Source organism: Bradyrhizobium sp. SZCCHNR1017, assembly GCF_032381375.1.
Lineage (GTDB): Bacteria > Pseudomonadota > Alphaproteobacteria > Rhizobiales > Xanthobacteraceae > Bradyrhizobium.
Window position 1 is genome coordinate 30,594 of sequence record NZ_JAUHIR010000020.1, and the last position, 15,960, is coordinate 46,553.

Below are 15,960 nucleotides of genomic sequence, written 5' to 3' on the forward strand. Positions count from 1 at the left end.
ACCAGCGCTTGTGGCTACCCCCCTCTCTATCTCTCCCCCACAAGGGGGGAGAGAACACACTGCCCGAGAAGCAACAGCGAGTTCTTTCAAGATCTCGCTCACCCCGCCTTCATCAGCCCTTCCTTGGTCAGCGCCTCCTGCACCTTCGGCCGTGCGGCGACGCGGTTCTTGTAGGCCACGAGATTCGGCATCGCCGACAGGTCGAACTTCATCCGGTCCGCCCAGGTCAGGATGGTGAACAAATAGCCGTCGGCCACCGTGAATTGCTGGCCCATCAGGTAGTCGCGGCCGGCGAGCTGGCTGTCGATGTATTTGAACTTGCCCATCACGCGGTCCTTGAAGAACGCCTTGGCGTCGTCGGCGAGCACCGGTGAGAACATCGGGCCGAAATTCTTGTGCAGCTCGGAGGTGATGAAGTTCAGCCACTCCAGCAGCTTGTAGCGCTCGCCGCTGTCGCGCGCCGGGGCGAGGTTCTTGGTCGCCGCCTGGTCGGCGATCATCTGGACGATCACCGGGCCTTCGGTCACGATCTCCCCGCTCGGCAACCCCAGCGCCGGCACCTGGCCCTTCGGATTGATCTTCAGGTAATCGTCACCATTTTCCAGGGTCTTGGCGCGCAGATCGACCTTGACCAGGTCGTAGGGCAGGCCGGCCTCGAGCAGGGCGATATGGGGCGAGAGCGAGCAGGCGCCGGGTGAATAATAAAGCTTCATCTTGTATTCCCTCCGTGAGACCGTTTTTGTCCTTGGAACCTATCGAGCGGTCACACCCGCCCTTACATGCAGGTGCATGGAATAGTCAAGATTGATGCAGCTGCATCGAATGCGCTAGACTGCGCATCCGAGGATACGAGCCGGCCCATGAAACGCAAACCATCGACCGAGGCGACCGCCGCCTGGATCCGCCTGATGCGGGTCCAGAGCCGGGTGCTGGACTGCGTCGAGCAGGAGCTGAAGAAGGCCGGTTTTCCGCCGCTCGCCTGGTATGATGCGCTGTTGGAGCTGTCCCGGGCGCCCGCGGGCGAGCTGCGCCCGGTCGAGCTGGAGCGGCAGATGCTGATCCCGCAATATTCCACCTCCCGGCTGATCGACCGGCTGGTCGACGAAGGTCTGGTCGTCCGGCGCGAATGCAAGATGGACAAGCGCGGCCAGTTCGTCGAGATCACCGAGGCCGGACGCGAGCTGCAGAAGCGGATGTGGTCGGCCTATTCGGCCGCGATCGAGAAGCATGTCGGCTCCAAGCTGTCGGATACCGACGCTGCCAAGCTTTGCATGCTGCTGGATCGCCTTGGCTGCTCCTGTGGTCAGGCCGCTCCGTTGGCGGCTGGAGAGGGCGCGGCGACCCGATGAAGCATCCGTTCCCATTCACATCCGCGGCCCCCTGGGGTCCGCGGCCCTTCCTGTCACCCCGCGCGACCCTCGAAGCGCTTCTGAACCGAGACTCCCATGGCGCGTGACCAGATCGATATGACCCCGCTGCAGTCGCGCGACGAGCTGGTGGCGTGGATTGCGGCCGGCGTGAAGCCGCCGTCCGCCTTCCGCATCGGGACCGAGCACGAGAAGACGCCGTTCACGCTCGACGGTCACCGCCCCGTGCCCTACGAGGGCGCGCGCGGCATCGGCGCGCTGCTCGAAGGCATGAAGCTCCTGCTCGGCTGGGAGCCGATCATGGAGCGCGGCAACATCATCGGGCTCTATGACGTGACCGGCGGCGGCGCCATCTCGCTGGAGCCGGGCGGGCAGTTCGAGCTGTCCGGCGCGCCGGTCGAGACCGTGCACCAGACGCATGCGGAACTGATGGCGCATCTGGCGCAGGTCCGCGAGATCGCGACTCCGCTCGGCATCGGCTTTCTCGGCCTGGGCATGACGCCGTCCTGGTCGCGCGCCGAAATTCCCGTGATGCCCAAGGGCCGCTACAAGATCATGACCAGCTACATGCCGAAGGTCGGCCGCTACGGTCTCGACATGATGTACCGGACCTGCACCGTGCAGACCAATCTCGACTTCTCTTCCGAAGCCGACATGGTCAAGAAGCTCAGGGTCTCGGTGGCGCTGCAGCCGATCGCGACCGCACTGTTCGCCAATTCGCCGTTCACCGAAGGCAAGCCGAACGGCTTCCTGTCGTTCCGCTCCGAGATCTGGCGCGACACGGACAATCAGCGCTCGGGCATGATCCCGTGGGCGTTCGAGGATGGCATGGGTTTCGAGCGCTGGGTGGACTACGCGCTCGATGTTCCCATGTATTTCGTGAAACGCGAGGAGACCTATATCGACGTCTCCGGCACCTCGTTCCGCGACTTCTTCGCAGGCAAGAACCCGGCGATGCCGGGCGAGCGTCCGACGCTGTCGGACTGGGCCAATCACCTCTCGACGATCTTCCCGGAGGTGCGCTTGAAGCGCTACCTGGAAATGCGCGGTGCCGACGGTGTGCCATGGGGCCGGCTGCCGGCGCTGCCGGCGTTCTGGGTCGGCCTGCTCTACGACGACGTCAGCCTCGACGCGGCGTGGGACCTGGTCAAGACCTGGACCGCGTTCGAGCGCCAGAACCTGCGCGACGACGTGCCGCGCCTCGGCTTCAAGGCGCGTGTTCGCAACCGCTACGTGTTCGAGATCGCCAAGGAATGCCTGACCCTGGCGCATCTCGGCCTCCGCCGGCGCAGTCGCATCGACCATCTCGGCCGCGACGAGAGCCGCTTTCTCGAGCCGCTCGATCAGATCATCGATTGCGGCCGCTCGCCGGCCGAGGAGATGCTGGAGAAGTTCGACGGCCCGTGGGGCGGCTCGGTGGAGCCGGCCTACGACGAATATGCGTTCTGATCGGAACGGCCGAGCCTGCAGGTTCGCTGCGTCGCCTGTTCCGCGTTGAGGCGGCACGGGTCCGCTGTTTTTTGTTGCTATTTGTGTCCCAGGTTCGATTCAGCGCCTGGGCGCCGCTGCTTTGCCTTCCGCAGCTCCCGCCGGTCCGGGCCGTTCATCCGCCATACAGGTTCGTGGCGATCAAATGACTGCCTAAAAACTCGTAAGAAAACTCGAACATTAACAATGGGTCGGATGGTTCAGCGGCGGCGCGTGGGGCGCTTCATCGGGGCATGGCTGAGGGTACTGGCGTGCCTGTTCGCGGCTGCGTGCCTGACGCCGGCTTCAGCCCAGACCTATTCCGATCGTCCCGGCGGCGACTACATGAGCGCGCCGATCGCCTCCGGCGACCCGGCGGACTGCGCGCTGCTGTGCGAGCACGACCGGCGCTGCCGCGCCTGGAGCTTCAACTATCCGACCGTGATGGAAGCGGGCGCGGTGTGTTGGCTGAAGAACAGCGTGCCGGCGCGCGTGCCGGACAATTGCTGCGTTTCCGGCGTGCGCGGTGCGGGCGTCGTCGAAATCCGCAACGATGCGGTCGAGACGTCGATCGACCGTCCCGGCGGCGACTACCGCAGCTTCGACATCAAGACCACCGATCTGAAGGGCGGCGAGAAGGCCGCTGACAAGGGCAGCGACAAGGCGGCGGACAAGAAGGAAGAGAAGGCCGCCGACGCCGAGGACATCTGCAAGGCCGCATGCACCGGCGACAACAAATGCCGCGCCTGGACCTTTGCGCGGCCCGGCTATGCCGGCAAGGAAGCGCATTGCTTTCTGAAGAAGGAAATCAAGCCGCCGCGCCGGCGGGCGGGCTTTACGTCGGGCGTCGTGCGATAGTGCGCGACGATGAGTCTCGCTCCTTCTTGTCGATCGTCAGAGCCACCGTTATTGCGAGCTCTCGCAATGATGCCAACTGAAGATGCGATGTCGAAGAAGCATCGTGCACCGGTGGCGCGCCAAACTCAGTCGTCATTCCGGGACGTGACGCGCAGCGGCACGGGCCCGGAATCCATAATCACGATGGTGGTTATGGATTCCGGGCTCGCGCTGCGCGCGCCCCGGAATGACGGATGAGAGAGGGGGCTCCCGATCCTGTCTGGTCGCGCTCAATCCGCCGCGGCTATCACTGTGATCTCCGGCCACAGCGTCTTCCAGCGCGTCGCCTTGGCCGCATAGTTCGTCGCCGAAAAGTTGGCTGTATAGTTTGGCCGCACGATCATCTGCGCGATGTCAGCGAGGCCCCTGGGCGCATAGAGCTCGTATCCATCGGTAACGGGGCGGAGCCCGACCTGCGTGTTGACGGTGAGAAACCGGTCGATTCCATCGGTTGATCGCGACACGGCGGGGTAGGGACGACCGTGCTTGGCGGGATACCAGAGATGGACGCGGGCCTGGTTGCGCACCTCCACCTTGGCTTCGATGTCATGGAGGTAGGATGCGATGCGCCGGATGACGGCGTCCTCAGCATCCCACGACGTATCCGGATCGAAATAGAAGATGTCGTAGTCGTTGATGCCGTGGTCGATCGGACGGCCGGTCCGCACGTTCCAGACGCTCTGAGTCAGGCAGCCGGCGACGACCCAGGCATCGGGCACGGCCGTTTCACGCATCACGTGCATGATCGCGGCGTTGACGGGGTTGCGCAGCGCGGCTGCGATGAAATCGTCCTTGGTCATGATGGTCGAAGGCATCAGAACATGGGTGCCGTCGACACGTTCAATACACGAGATGGAGGACGGCGTGCAGCCCGTTTCAGCTGCGATCGAACACGGCGAGCGCCTTCTTCGAGGCCAATGCCCGCCACTGCCGGCGCAACAGCGGCTCTGCGTCGGCGCGCCTCGCCTTCGACAGGCGCAGCAGCACGATCGGATAGTCGCGGTAGTGATCGGTGACGTAGAACAGCTTCGGCCGGCTTTCCACCAGCATCGCGCGTTCGTCCGGCGGCACGCCTGGAAGGACGAGACTGTCCCCGTCCTCCTTCAGGCGCGCCAGCATCTTCTTGCGCACCTTCAGCGCGGGTGTCCCATAGGACGTGCCGGCCTCGACTTCCGGCCATGCCAGCGCAAGCGCCCTGACATCGTCGAAGGTCATCGGCGTTCGCTCAGCGCACCGCGGTGAAGAAGCGATCGAGCCGGAAGCCGGACAGCCAGGCCCAAACCGGCTGGTTCTTGAAGCCGAGGTCCCAGGAGCCGACCACGGCATCGGCGCGGCCGACGAGGTTGTCGATCGGCAGCAGGCCGACGCCGCCGTCGCGCAAGGCCACGCGGCTGTCGGCGGAGTTGTCTCTGTTATCGCCGAGCACGAACAGCTTGCCGGGCGGCACCGTCACCTCCGGCGTGTTGTCGAGCCGGCCGTTGTCGCGCATCTTGAAGATCAGGTGCGACACGCCATTCGGCAGCGTCTCGACGTAGCGATAGGCCGGCTCGTTGCGGCCAGTGTCGTCCTCGGCATCGCCGATGCCGTCGGGCTTGAGCGCCGCGGCCTGGCCGTTGATGTAGAGCTGGCCCTGGCGCATCTGGATGCGGTCGCCGGGCAGGCCGACGACGCGCTTGACCCAGGCCTGCGAGTTGTCGCCCGGCCAGCGGAACACGACGACGTCGCCGCGCTTCGGCGTCTCGCCGAACAGGCGGCCGGTCTCGGGCAGCGTAATCTGCATCGGCAGCGACGAGGTGCCGTAGCCATAGGGGAATTTCGACGCCAGCAGGGCGTCACCGATCATCAAGGTCGGCTCCATCGAGCCCGACGGCACGTAGAACGGCTCGGCGATGGCGCCCTTGGCGACGAACACCACCATGACGACCGCGACGAGCTGCGCGAGCTGGCCGCCCCAGGTGCTTTCCTTGCGGACGCCGCCCGCGCGCGTCGCCTTGGTGGTCTTGTCCGTGGACATCTTCTCAAGGCTCATCGGCCCGTGCCTCCCACCGTAATGCGATCCATGCGAAGCGTCGGCTGACCGACGCCGACCGGCACGCCCTGGCCGTTCTTGCCGCAGGTGCCGATGCCGGTATCGAGCGACAGATCGTTGCCGATCATGCTGATGCGGTTCAAATCCGTCGGGCCGTTGCCGATCAGCATCGCGCCCTTCACCGGCGCACCGACCTTGCCGTTCTCGATCCTGTAGGCCTCGGTGCACTGGAAGACGTATTTGCCCGAGGTGATGTCGACCTGGCCGCCGCCGAAATTGACGGCATAGATGCCGTTCTTGACCGAGGCGATGATCTCGGCCGGGTCGCGCTCGCCGGCCAGCATGTAGGTGTTGGTCATGCGCGGCATCGGCACGTGCGCGTAGCCCTGACGGCGGCCGTTGCCGGTCGGCGCCATGTTCATCAGCCGCGCGTTCTGGCGGTCCTGCATGTAGCCGACCAGGATGCCGTCCTCGATCAGCACGGTCCGGCTGGTCGGCGTGCCCTCGTCGTCGATCGACAGCGAGCCGCGGCGCGAGGCCATGGTGCCGTCATCGACCACGGTGACGCCCTTGGCGGCGACCGGCTTGCCCATCAGCCCGGCGAAGGCCGAGGTCTTCTTGCGGTTGAAGTCGCCCTCGAGGCCGTGACCGACGGCCTCGTGCAGCATCACGCCGGGCCAGCCGGCGCCGAGCACGACGTCCATCTCGCCGGCGGGAGCGGGGACCGATTCCAGATTGACCAGGGCCTCGCGCAGCGCGCCGTCGGCGGCCTCGCGCCACGCCTTGGTCTCGATGAAGCGGGCATAGGCCTCGCGGCCGCCATAACCCTTGCTGCCGGTCTCCTGGCGATCACCCTGGCCGGCGACCACCGAGACGTTCACGCGCACCAGCGGGCGGATGTCGCGATAGCTCTCGCCGTCGGGCCGCAGGATCTCCACGACCTGCCAGGTTGCGCCGAGGCTCACGGTCACCTGGCGCACGCGCGGATCCTTGTCGCGCAAGTAAGCGTCGATCTCGCCGAGCAGCTTGACCTTGCTTTCGAACCCCGGAGCATCCAGCGGATTATCGTCGCCATAGAGCCGGACGTTGGTGTGCGGCGGCGGGCTCGCGAACGTGCCGGAATAGCCGCCGCGCACGGCGCTGACGGCATCGGCTGCGCGCATCAGCGCCGGCAGCGAGACGTCGGAGGAATGGGCATAGCCGACTGCATCGTCCTTCACCGCGCGCAGGCCGAATCCCTGGCTGGTGTCATAGGTCGCCTGCTTCAGCCGGCCATTGTCGAAGGTCAGCGCTTCGGTCTGGCTGTATTCGAAGAACAATTCGCCGTCATCGGCGCCGGCCAGGCCACGCGCGACCTCGCTCCGGACCGCATCACGGTCCAGATTGGCGCGTTCGAGCAGGGAAGTGGTGGGAGCAGTCATGGGTCAATCCGTTGTCGGAGCGTTCATTCCAAGATAGTTGTTTTGACGCCGGGGCGCGAGGGGCTGGATGATTACCGAACTGACATGGTTGAGATCGTTCCCATCACGTCCGCTCACATCGAGAGCTTCCACCGCACGCTCGATTACGTCGCGCGCGAACGGCGCTATTTGTCGTTCGTGCAGGCGCCGCCGCTGGAGTCGACGCGCGCCTTCATTCTGAACAACATCCACGAGGGATATCCGCAATTCGTCGCTCTCTCGGCCGGGGAGGTGGTCGGCTGGTGCGATGTGACGCCCAAATCGGGGCCAATCGATGCCCGGATCGGGGTGCTCGGCATGGGCCTTATGCCGCAGTTCCGGCACCAGGGCCTGGGCAGACGACTGATGGCGGCGGCGCTCGAGGCGGCGCGGGCGGCCGGCTTCTCGCGTGTCGAGCTCACGGTTTACCGCAGCAACACCAACGCCATCAGGCTGTACCAGAAGGCCGGATTCCTGCTCAAGGCGGTGCAGCCGCGGGAGCCCGGCGATGACGGGTTCGACAAGACCCTGCTGGTGATGGCGCTGGCGCTCGACGGGCGGCGCTGAGGCCGCGGGCGCGCATTCAGACGCGCGAACTCACGGCTCGATCACGGCATCGTGCTGCGAAGGGTCTGTCAATCGCAGTCGACGTCAGGGCAGCTTGTCGAAGCCTTCGGCGAGGCCGTTGAGGCTCAGCGGGAAGCCGATGCCTTCCTCCGGCGTCTCGAAGATGATGAAGGTCGCGGTCTTCGCCGTCTTGAGCTGGCCGAGCAGCTTGTCCTCCAGCACCACCTCGGCGACGCAGCCATTGGGCAGGCAGCGCACGAAGCCGGCGCGGCCGACGTCCTGGTTGTCGAGCTTCAGGCCGAGGCCGGACGGCAGCAGCACGCCGAGTGGCGCCACCACGCGCATCAGCCGGCTCTTCTGGTCTGCGGTCTTCAGCATGATCACGGTGAGGCCGGCATTGGAACGGTCCTCGGCCACGACGCTCTGGATCAGCGCGCACTGCTCGCTCTGCGCGCCGGGCGGCGTGTCGCAGCGGATCTGCCAGTCGCCATGCACCGAGCGCACCGCGCCCTGCGCCAACGCCGCGTGCGGCGCGCCGATCACCGTCGCAGCGATCATCGCGACCGCGGTCGCCGCGGAGGTCATCGCGGCAACACGCGCGAGTCGCGCACGCACCGCGCTGAATCGGTACAAACGGCGCGAGTCATTCGCAGCTGGGGTCGACATGTCAGCTGTCCTGTCCGTTGAAACCCTGATCCGGGTCGGTGCCATGACAATTTCCTGTGGGTGATCTGCGCGTCCGACGCCATGATACGGCAATGATGGCGTCTTGAGGACAGCGTCACCGGCGTACGGCACGAAACGATACCAAATATGGCCGCACCCTGGTGGGCGCTGCCGCTGCGCCTCGCCGAATCAGCCTCGCAAACGGCCGTGTCCCGTTTGCCTACATCGCGCCGCACGCCTGTCAAGCGCCCGTTGCCCGCGAAATCACGGCATGCGGCAATCTCCCGGAAAATACGCTTGTCGCGACGAACAGCGCCGCGCGCGATATCCGGCGCAAGACTGCATTGCGATAGATCAAGAATTATGGTTTGAGAAGAAAGATTTCGTCATTCCAGTGAACTGGCCCAGGTGCTTTTCTATGCATCCGCCCGAAGGCCATTTGTCAGGAGAGCGGATCGAACGGCGCGCCGCTGCGTGAAGCGGGCGGTGCGCTGAGGGGGAAAGTTCTGAAGGGAGCGCGACGGCATGAAGATGTCGAGAGGCCAATTGAGCGCCTTGCTGGGGTTGGCTGTAACGGGCATGACGCTCGTGTCGGGTGGAGCGGCGTTTGCTGAAACGGGCCAGCCGGCGCCATGGGAAGTCAAGCTGCAGGAGGCTGCGACGCCGGTGATGGAGAACATCACCTGGTTCCACGGCCTGCTGCTGACGATCATCACCATCATCACGCTGTTCGTGCTGGCGCTGCTGGTCGCCGTGGTGGTCAAGTTCAACGCGCGCGCCAACCCGGTGCCGTCGCGGACGACGCACAACACGCTGATCGAGGTGGCTTGGACGCTGATCCCGGTGCTGATCCTGGTCATGATCGCGGTGCCGTCGTTCCGGCTGCTGTTCCTCGAGCTGGATGTGCCGAAGGCCGATATGACCATCAAGGCCACCGGCAAGCAGTGGTACTGGAGCTACGCCTATCCCGACAACGGCAAGTTCGAGTTCGACTCGCTGCTGGCGCAGGACAAGCAGCCGCGCTTGCTCGCCGTCGACAACGAGATGGTCGTGCCGGTCAACAAGGTGATTCGCGTCCAGACCACCGGCGCCGACGTGATCCACTCCTGGGCGATCCCGTCGTTCGGCGTCAAGATCGACGCCATTCCCGGCCGCCTCAACGAGACCTGGTTCAAGGCGACCAAGGTCGGCATGTATTACGGCCAGTGCTCGGAGCTGTGCGGCAAGGACCACGCCTACATGCCGATCGCGGTGCGCGTCGTGAGCGACCAGGAATTCACCGCCTGGGTCGAGGACGCCAAGAAGAAGTACGCCAGCGCGCCCACGAGCACCTATGCGTCGGCTGCGGGCGTGTCGCAGTAGCCGGGCGGGGATGAACGCTGAGATTGAGGGCCGCCTTGGCGGTCCACGGGGACACTGAGGATTGGACAATGGCGACGAACGCGACGACCCTGACCGGCCATGACGATCACGCGCACGACCATCCGACCGGATGGCGGCGCTGGATCTATTCGACCAACCACAAAGACATCGGCACGATGTATCTGATCTTCGCGGTGTGCGCCGGCATCATCGGCCTCGCCATGTCGGTCGCGATCCGCATCGAGCTGATGTATCCGGGTGTGCAGCTGTTCCACGAGAACCACACCTACAACGTGTTCGTGACCTCGCACGGCCTGATCATGATCTTCTTCATGGTCATGCCGGCGATGATCGGCGGCTTCGGCAACTGGATGGTGCCGCTGATGATCGGCGCGCCGGACATGGCGTTCCCGCGCATGAACAACATCTCGTTCTGGCTGCTGCCCGCCTCGTTCGCGCTGCTTTTGACCTCGACCTTCGTCGAGGGCGAGCCCGGCGCCAACGGCGTCGGCGCCGGCTGGACGATGTATGTGCCGCTGTCGACCTCGGGCCATCCCGGACCGGCGGTGGATTTCGCGATCCTGTCGCTGCACCTTGCCGGTGCGTCGTCGATCCTCGGCTCGATCAACTTCATCACCACCATCTTCAACATGCGCGCGCCGGGCATGACCCTGCACAAGATGCCGCTGTTCGTGTGGTCGATCCTGGTGACGGTCTTCCTGCTGCTGCTGTCGCTGCCGGTGCTCGCCGGCGCCATCACGATGATGCTGACCGACCGCAATTTCGGCACCACCTTCTTCGATCCGGCCGGCGGCGGTGACCCGGTGCTGTTCCAGCACCTGTTCTGGTTCTTCGGCCATCCGGAAGTGTATATCCTGATCCTGCCCGGCTTCGGCATGATCAGCCAGATCGTGTCGACCTTCTCGCGCAAGCCGGTGTTCGGCTATCTCGGCATGGCCTACGCCATGGTCGCGATCGGCGGCATCGGCTTCGTGGTGTGGGCGCACCACATGTACACGGTCGGCATGTCCTCGGCGACGCAGGCCTATTTCGTCGCCGCCACCATGGTGATCGCGGTGCCGACCGGCGTGAAGATCTTCTCCTGGATCGCCACGATGTGGGGCGGCTCGATCGAGTTCCGCGCGCCGATGCTGTGGGCCGTGGGCTTCATCTTCCTGTTCACGGTCGGCGGCGTCACCGGCGTCGTGCTGGCGAACGCCGGCGTCGACCGCGTGCTGCAGGACACCTATTACGTCGTCGCGCACTTCCACTACGTGCTGTCGCTCGGCGCCGTGTTCGCCATCTTCGCCGGCTGGTACTACTGGTTCCCGAAGATGTTCGGCTACATGTACAACGAGACGATCGCGAAGGCGCACTTCTGGGTCACCTTCGTCGGCGTCAACCTGGTGTTCTTCCCGCAGCACTTCCTCGGCCTGTCGGGCATGCCGCGCCGCTACATCGACTATCCCGATGCCTATGCCGGCTGGAACCTGGTCTCGTCGATCGGCTCCTACATCTCGGCCTTCGGCGTCCTGATCTTCATCTATGGGGTGGTCGACGCCTTCATGCGCAAGCAGCAGGCCGCGAACAATCCGTGGGGACCGGGTGCGACGACGCTGGAATGGACCCTGTCCTCACCGCCGCCGTTCCACCAGTTCGAGGTGCTGCCGAAGGTGCAGTGAGCCTGATCTCTCCGACGCGGCGCCATCCGGCGCCGCGTCGATCTCTGCCGGTGGCGCGCCTGGTGCCGCGCCGGAAGCGCGGTTTTGGCACTGCCTGTCCCAGAGCCTTTTGAATTGAAGTCTGTGAATTGAAGTCTGGATTCGCCGTGTCGGTCATCGATCAGAACGCCATTGCCGTCGGCCCGCGGATTTCCGAGGCCGATGTGGGCGATTATCTCGCGCTCCTGAAGCCGCGGGTGATGTCGCTCGTGATCTTCACGGCGCTGATCGGCCTGCTGATCGCTCCGGGCCATTTCCACCCGGTGCTCGCCATCACCTCGCTGCTGTGCATCGCGGTCGGGGCCGGCGCCTCCGGTGCGCTCAACATGGCGCTGGAAGGCGACATCGACGCGCTGATGTCGCGCACCGCCAACCGCCCGATCCCGCGCGGCCGCGTCACCCGCCAGGAGGCGCTCGCCTTCGGCATCACGCTGTCGTTCTTCTCGGTGCTGACGCTCGGCATCCTCGTCAACTGGTTCGCCGGCGCGCTGCTCGCCTTCACCATCTTCTTCTACGTCGTCATCTACACGCTGTGGCTGAAGCGCTGGACCGCGCAGAACATCGTCATCGGCGGCGCCGCCGGCGCCTTGCCGCCGGTGGTCGCCTGGGTGTCCGCCACCGGCTCGATCGCGCCGGAGCCGCTCTGGCTGTTCCTGATCATCTTCTTCTGGACCCCGCCGCATTTCTGGGCGCTGGCGCTGTTCCGCAGCGATGATTACGCCCGCGCCGGCGTGCCGATGCTGCCGGTGGTCGCCGGCCCCGATGCGACCCGGCTGCAGATCCTGCTCTACACCATCGTCCTGGTGGCGATCGCCGCCGCGCCGTGGCCGCTCGGCTATTTCGATGCCGTCTACGGTGTCGTCTCGCTGGCGCTCGGCACGGGCATGCTGTGGCTCGCGGTCGAGGTGTTCCGGAAGCGCGAGCGCAGCGCCTCGCTACGCGCCAACCGCAAGCTGTTCGCCTTCTCGATCCTTTATCTGTTCGTGCTGTTCGCTACGCTCGGACTCGAAGCGGTCGCGCGCATGATCGCGCCGCTGATCTGGTAAGAGGCGCGAGACTGGAAAACATGGCGACCACGATGGCAGATCCGAACGAGCAAGAGGGCATCGTCCTTACCGAGGCGCAGCTGCGCAGCCGCCGTCGCCGTTCGATCGCGATTGCGCTCGCGCTCGGCGTGCTGGTGGTGCTGTTCTTCGCGGTGACCATGGTGAAGGGTCCCGCGGTGCTGAATCGGCCGATGTAGAAGACGTGATGCAGGACGGGACGAAGCAGACCGCGATGGAGACAACCGACCAGATCGTTCCGGCGACCGCGCCGGCCGCGCCCCGCCGCGGCCTCAGCCGCGATGCGCTGGTCGGCGGCATCTGCGGCGCCGTCGTGGTGCTGATGGTCGGCGCGTCCTATGCTGCCGTGCCGTTCTACAACTGGTTCTGCCGCGCCACCGGCTTCAACGGCACCACGCAGGTGGCGACATCAGCGCCATCCTCGGCGCCGCTGGCGCGCCGGATCTCCGTGCGCTTCGACTCCAATGTCGCCGGCGGTTTGCCCTGGAAGTTCGAGCCGGAGAAGACCGAGATCGAGGTCGCGATCGGCGAGGTGGTCACGGTCTACTACACGGTCACCAACCAGTCGGCGCGCACCACCATGGCGCAGGCGGCCTACAATGTGTCGCCGCTGACATCGGGCGCCTACTTCCAGAAGATCAACTGCTTCTGCTTTACCGAGCAGACCATGGCGCCGGGCGAGACCCGCGAGATGCCGGTGGTGTTCTACGTCGATCCGGCGATAACAGCCGATCACGAGAACGACAGTTTGAAGACGATCACGCTGTCTTACACCTTCTATCCCGTCCGCGACGCACCGAAGCCGGTCGCGGCGGGCGAGCCGGACAAACCGCGGGGCAGCCTATGACCGCGCGGACGTCCGATATTCGGGGACCATCGCCGTTGAACGACACCGTGCCGGCGCGACCGGCATCGATCTGGGGAGAGACTTGCCATGGCTGAGGCGCACGCCAAGCATCACGACTACCATCTCGTCGATCCGAGCCCTTGGCCGTTCGTCGGCTCGGTTTCGGCCTTCATCATGGCGTTCGGTGCGATCGGCTGGATGCACAAGATGTTCGGCGCCGCGCCGATCGTGTTCGGCATCGGCACCATCGGCGTGCTCTACACCATGGCGAGCTGGTGGGGCGACGTCATCAAGGAAGCGCAATACAAGGGCGACCACACCCGCGTGGTGCAGCTCCATCACCGCTACGGCATGATCCTGTTCATCGCCTCCGAGGTGATGTTCTTCGTCGCCTGGTTCTGGGCCTATTTCAATGCCGCGCTGTATCCGAACTTCGAGGTGCAGGCCACCCGCGAGGCCCTGTTCGGCGGCGTCTGGCCGCCCAAGGGCATCGAGACCTTCGATCCCTGGCACCTGCCGCTGCTCAACACGCTGATCCTGCTGACCTCGGGCACCACGGTGACCTGGGCGCACCACGCGCTGCTCGAGGGCGACCGCAAGGGCCTGAAATATGGCCTGATCCTCACCATCCTCCTGGGGGCCACCTTCACCTGCGTGCAGGCCTATGAGTACAGCCACGCAACGTTCTCGTTCGCCGGCCACGTCTACGGCTCGACCTTCTTCATGGCGACCGGCTTCCACGGCTTCCACGTCCTGGTCGGCACGATCTTCCTGACCGTCTGCCTGGCGCGCGCCTATGCCGGCCACTTCACGCCCAAGCAGCATCTCGGCTTCGAGTTCGCCGCCTGGTACTGGCACTTCGTCGACGTGGTCTGGCTGTTCCTGTTCATCTGCATCTACGTCTGGGGCCACGGCGCCGAGACGATGGCCCACGGCGCGCACTGAAGCCGGCGCGCACCGGTTCCGTCGAACGTGCTAAGAAGGGGCGGCCGTCGGGCCGCCCTTTCTCGTTGCAGCGGCGCCCGGCGGTTGATCGAAATGTGATCCGCTCTCGTCGCCTCCGGTTGTATCACCATGAGGCGTCGCCCGGCCGCCCAGGGGGCAAGACACCATGACCACCCATCCGCCCGTCACTTTGGCCCAGACCGTCCTGCGCGGGCTCGCCTGCCGCTGCCCGCGCTGTGGCCAGGGCAAGCTGTTCGACGGCTTCCTCAACCTGCGCAAGCGCTGCGAAGCCTGCGATCTCGACTATGCCTTCATCGACACCGGCGACGGTCCGGCGATCTTCATCATGATGCTCGCCGGCGCCATCGTGGTCGGCGCCGCGCTGATCGTCGAGGTGAAGTATCAGCCGCCGTTCTGGGTCCATGCCGCGCTCTGGGGACCGCTGATCCTGGTGACGACGCTGCTGCCGTTGCGCGCGATGAAGTCGCTGCTGATCGCCCTGCAATTCCACCACAAGGCCGCCCCTGGCCGCCTAGTGGACAAGACGCCGCGATGAGCCGGCGCCTGCGCGTGCGAGTTGCACATCTGAGCGGCGCCGAAGGTGCGCTCCCTCCCCCCTTGTGGGGGAGGGCCGGGGAGGGGGGTAGCCCTAGTGGCAGTCTCTGTTGGGGTACCCCCACCCCCAACCCCTCCTCGCAAGGGGGGGGGGGGCGCACCGTTCGCTCCGGCAAAGCGTTCACCTCGCCGCGGACATCTCCGCAATGACGAGTGCGCCCAGCCGCAAGACGTCCTCCCGCGCCTTCGCCGCCTTCACCGTCGTCATGGTCGCGCTGTTCGCAGGCCTCGGCATCTGGCAATTGCAGCGCCGTGCGGAAAAGCATGCGCTGATCGCCGCGCTCACCGATCGCGTTGCTGCTGCGCCCGCACCGCTGCCGCCACAAGACGAATGGCGTATGCTCACTCCGGAACGCGACGAATTTCGTCGCGTCAGCTTCACCGCGACCTACGCCGGACTGCCCGATGCGATGGTCTACAGCGCCGGCTCTGCCGTGCGCGAGGACGTCTCGGGCCCCGGCACCTGGGCATTCCTGCCGGCGCGGCTGCCCTCCGGCGAGACCGTCGTGATCGACGCCGGCTTCGTCGCCAACACGATGCAGGAACGCGCGGTGCAGGACCGCGCCACCGCCAAGCTCGTCACCAGCGAGCCCGTGACCCTGACCGGCTATCTGCGCTTTCCCGAGGCTGCCGGTTTGCTCACCGCTGCCGAGAGCCGCGAAAAGCGGCTGTGGTTCACGCGCGACCATCGCGCGATGGCCAAGACGCTCGGCTGGGGCGAGGTCGCGCCGTTCTACATCGATCTGGAATCTCCGGTGCCCGACAATGGCATTCCCAAGCCCGGCCCGCTGTCGCCGCATCTGCGCGACGAGCACATGCAATACGCGATCACGTGGTTCTCTCTGGCCGCCGCGTTGATCGTCGCGTTCGCGGTGTGGGCGCGGGGCCGGCGCGCAGCGAACCGATGAGCCCGTAGCCCGCGAAACGTCGCTTGACTTAGAGCGCACTCGAACCCGTAGCCTGCGTGGCGTCGT

18 protein-coding genes are annotated in these 15,960 nt (G+C 65.6%); 12 read left to right on the forward strand and 6 right to left on the reverse strand.

Annotated features, from left to right (window positions below):
• Positions 1 to 98: 98 nt before the first annotated feature.
• Positions 99 to 713 carry a glutathione transferase GstA gene (gstA, locus tag QW863_RS31760; RefSeq protein WP_315717932.1) on the reverse strand — a complete coding sequence of 205 codons (615 nt, stop codon included), beginning with the start codon at positions 711 to 713 and terminating at the stop codon, positions 99 to 101.
• Between the two features lie 147 nt (positions 714 to 860).
• Between gstA and QW863_RS31765 the strand changes: the two genes are divergently transcribed.
• The 3 genes from QW863_RS31765 to QW863_RS31775 all read left to right on the forward strand — a co-directional run bounded on the left by QW863_RS31765 (position 861) and on the right by QW863_RS31775 (position 3,692).
• The gene (locus QW863_RS31765) at positions 861 to 1,349 is read left to right on the forward strand and encodes a helix-turn-helix domain-containing protein (RefSeq protein WP_315717931.1); all 489 of its coding nucleotides are present in this window, start codon (positions 861 to 863) and stop codon (positions 1,347 to 1,349) included.
• A 96-nt stretch (positions 1,350 to 1,445) separates the two neighbouring features.
• Complete coding sequence (locus QW863_RS31770) at positions 1,446 to 2,816, forward strand: glutamate--cysteine ligase (protein WP_315717930.1); 1,371 nt, start codon at positions 1,446 to 1,448, stop codon at positions 2,814 to 2,816.
• A 234-nt stretch (positions 2,817 to 3,050) separates the two neighbouring features.
• A complete protein-coding gene (locus QW863_RS31775) occupies positions 3,051 to 3,692 on the forward strand; it encodes a PAN domain-containing protein (RefSeq protein ID WP_315717962.1) in 642 nt (213 codons plus the stop codon).
• 269 nt (positions 3,693 to 3,961) lie between these two features.
• Here the strand turns inward: QW863_RS31775 and QW863_RS31780 are convergent, their stop codons facing one another.
• The 4 genes from QW863_RS31780 to tldD all read right to left on the reverse strand — a co-directional run bounded on the left by QW863_RS31780 (position 3,962) and on the right by tldD (position 7,181).
• Positions 3,962 to 4,531, reverse strand: coding sequence for a nucleotidyltransferase family protein (locus tag QW863_RS31780; protein ID WP_315717961.1), 570 nt, complete (start codon positions 4,529 to 4,531; stop codon positions 3,962 to 3,964).
• Between the two features lie 76 nt (positions 4,532 to 4,607).
• A complete protein-coding gene (locus QW863_RS31785; RefSeq protein ID WP_315717929.1) occupies positions 4,608 to 4,946 on the reverse strand; it encodes an MmcQ/YjbR family DNA-binding protein in 339 nt (112 codons plus the stop codon).
• 10 nt (positions 4,947 to 4,956) lie between these two features.
• Positions 4,957 to 5,745 (reverse strand): signal peptidase I, encoded by a 789-nt coding sequence (gene lepB, locus QW863_RS31790; RefSeq protein WP_409977988.1) that lies wholly within the window; start codon positions 5,743 to 5,745, stop codon positions 4,957 to 4,959.
• 11 nt (positions 5,746 to 5,756) lie between these two features.
• A complete protein-coding gene (gene tldD, locus QW863_RS31795; RefSeq protein ID WP_315717927.1) occupies positions 5,757 to 7,181 on the reverse strand; it encodes a metalloprotease TldD in 1,425 nt (474 codons plus the stop codon).
• An 84-nt stretch (positions 7,182 to 7,265) separates the two neighbouring features.
• Here tldD and QW863_RS31800 point away from each other — a divergent pair, with 84 nt between their 5' ends.
• Positions 7,266 to 7,766, forward strand: coding sequence for a GNAT family N-acetyltransferase (locus tag QW863_RS31800; RefSeq protein WP_315717960.1), 501 nt, complete (start codon positions 7,266 to 7,268; stop codon positions 7,764 to 7,766).
• An 84-nt stretch (positions 7,767 to 7,850) separates the two neighbouring features.
• On the opposite strand, the gene QW863_RS31805 is transcribed toward QW863_RS31800, so the two are convergent.
• A complete protein-coding gene (locus QW863_RS31805; RefSeq protein ID WP_315717926.1) occupies positions 7,851 to 8,477 on the reverse strand; it encodes an invasion associated locus B family protein in 627 nt (208 codons plus the stop codon).
• A gap of 480 nt (positions 8,478 to 8,957) precedes the next feature.
• Between QW863_RS31805 and coxB the strand changes: the two genes are divergently transcribed.
• The 8 genes from coxB to QW863_RS31845 all read left to right on the forward strand — a co-directional run bounded on the left by coxB (position 8,958) and on the right by QW863_RS31845 (position 15,894).
• Complete coding sequence (coxB, locus tag QW863_RS31810) at positions 8,958 to 9,794, forward strand: cytochrome c oxidase subunit II (protein ID WP_315717925.1); 837 nt, start codon at positions 8,958 to 8,960, stop codon at positions 9,792 to 9,794.
• Positions 9,795 to 9,862: 68 nt separating this feature from the next.
• Positions 9,863 to 11,476, forward strand: a complete 1,614-nt coding sequence (ctaD, locus tag QW863_RS31815; RefSeq protein ID WP_315717924.1) for a cytochrome c oxidase subunit I — start codon at positions 9,863 to 9,865, stop codon at positions 11,474 to 11,476.
• A gap of 146 nt (positions 11,477 to 11,622) precedes the next feature.
• The gene (locus QW863_RS31820; protein WP_315717923.1) at positions 11,623 to 12,561 is read left to right on the forward strand and encodes a heme o synthase; all 939 of its coding nucleotides are present in this window, start codon (positions 11,623 to 11,625) and stop codon (positions 12,559 to 12,561) included.
• A gap of 20 nt (positions 12,562 to 12,581) precedes the next feature.
• Positions 12,582 to 12,758 carry a CoxF protein gene (locus tag QW863_RS31825; protein ID WP_315717922.1) on the forward strand — a complete coding sequence of 59 codons (177 nt, stop codon included), beginning with the start codon at positions 12,582 to 12,584 and terminating at the stop codon, positions 12,756 to 12,758.
• A gap of 8 nt (positions 12,759 to 12,766) precedes the next feature.
• Entirely contained in the window at positions 12,767 to 13,426 is a 660-nt protein-coding gene (locus QW863_RS31830) for a cytochrome c oxidase assembly protein (protein ID WP_409977986.1), read from the forward strand.
• Positions 13,427 to 13,513: 87 nt separating this feature from the next.
• The gene (locus tag QW863_RS31835; RefSeq protein WP_315717921.1) at positions 13,514 to 14,371 is read left to right on the forward strand and encodes a cytochrome c oxidase subunit 3; all 858 of its coding nucleotides are present in this window, start codon (positions 13,514 to 13,516) and stop codon (positions 14,369 to 14,371) included.
• A gap of 166 nt (positions 14,372 to 14,537) precedes the next feature.
• Positions 14,538 to 14,927 (forward strand): DUF983 domain-containing protein, encoded by a 390-nt coding sequence (locus QW863_RS31840; RefSeq protein WP_315717920.1) that lies wholly within the window; start codon positions 14,538 to 14,540, stop codon positions 14,925 to 14,927.
• Positions 14,928 to 15,132: 205 nt separating this feature from the next.
• Positions 15,133 to 15,894: an SURF1 family protein gene (locus QW863_RS31845; protein ID WP_315717919.1), complete on the forward strand. Its 762-nt coding sequence runs from the start codon at positions 15,133 to 15,135 to the stop codon at positions 15,892 to 15,894.
• Positions 15,895 to 15,960 lie beyond the last annotated feature (66 nt).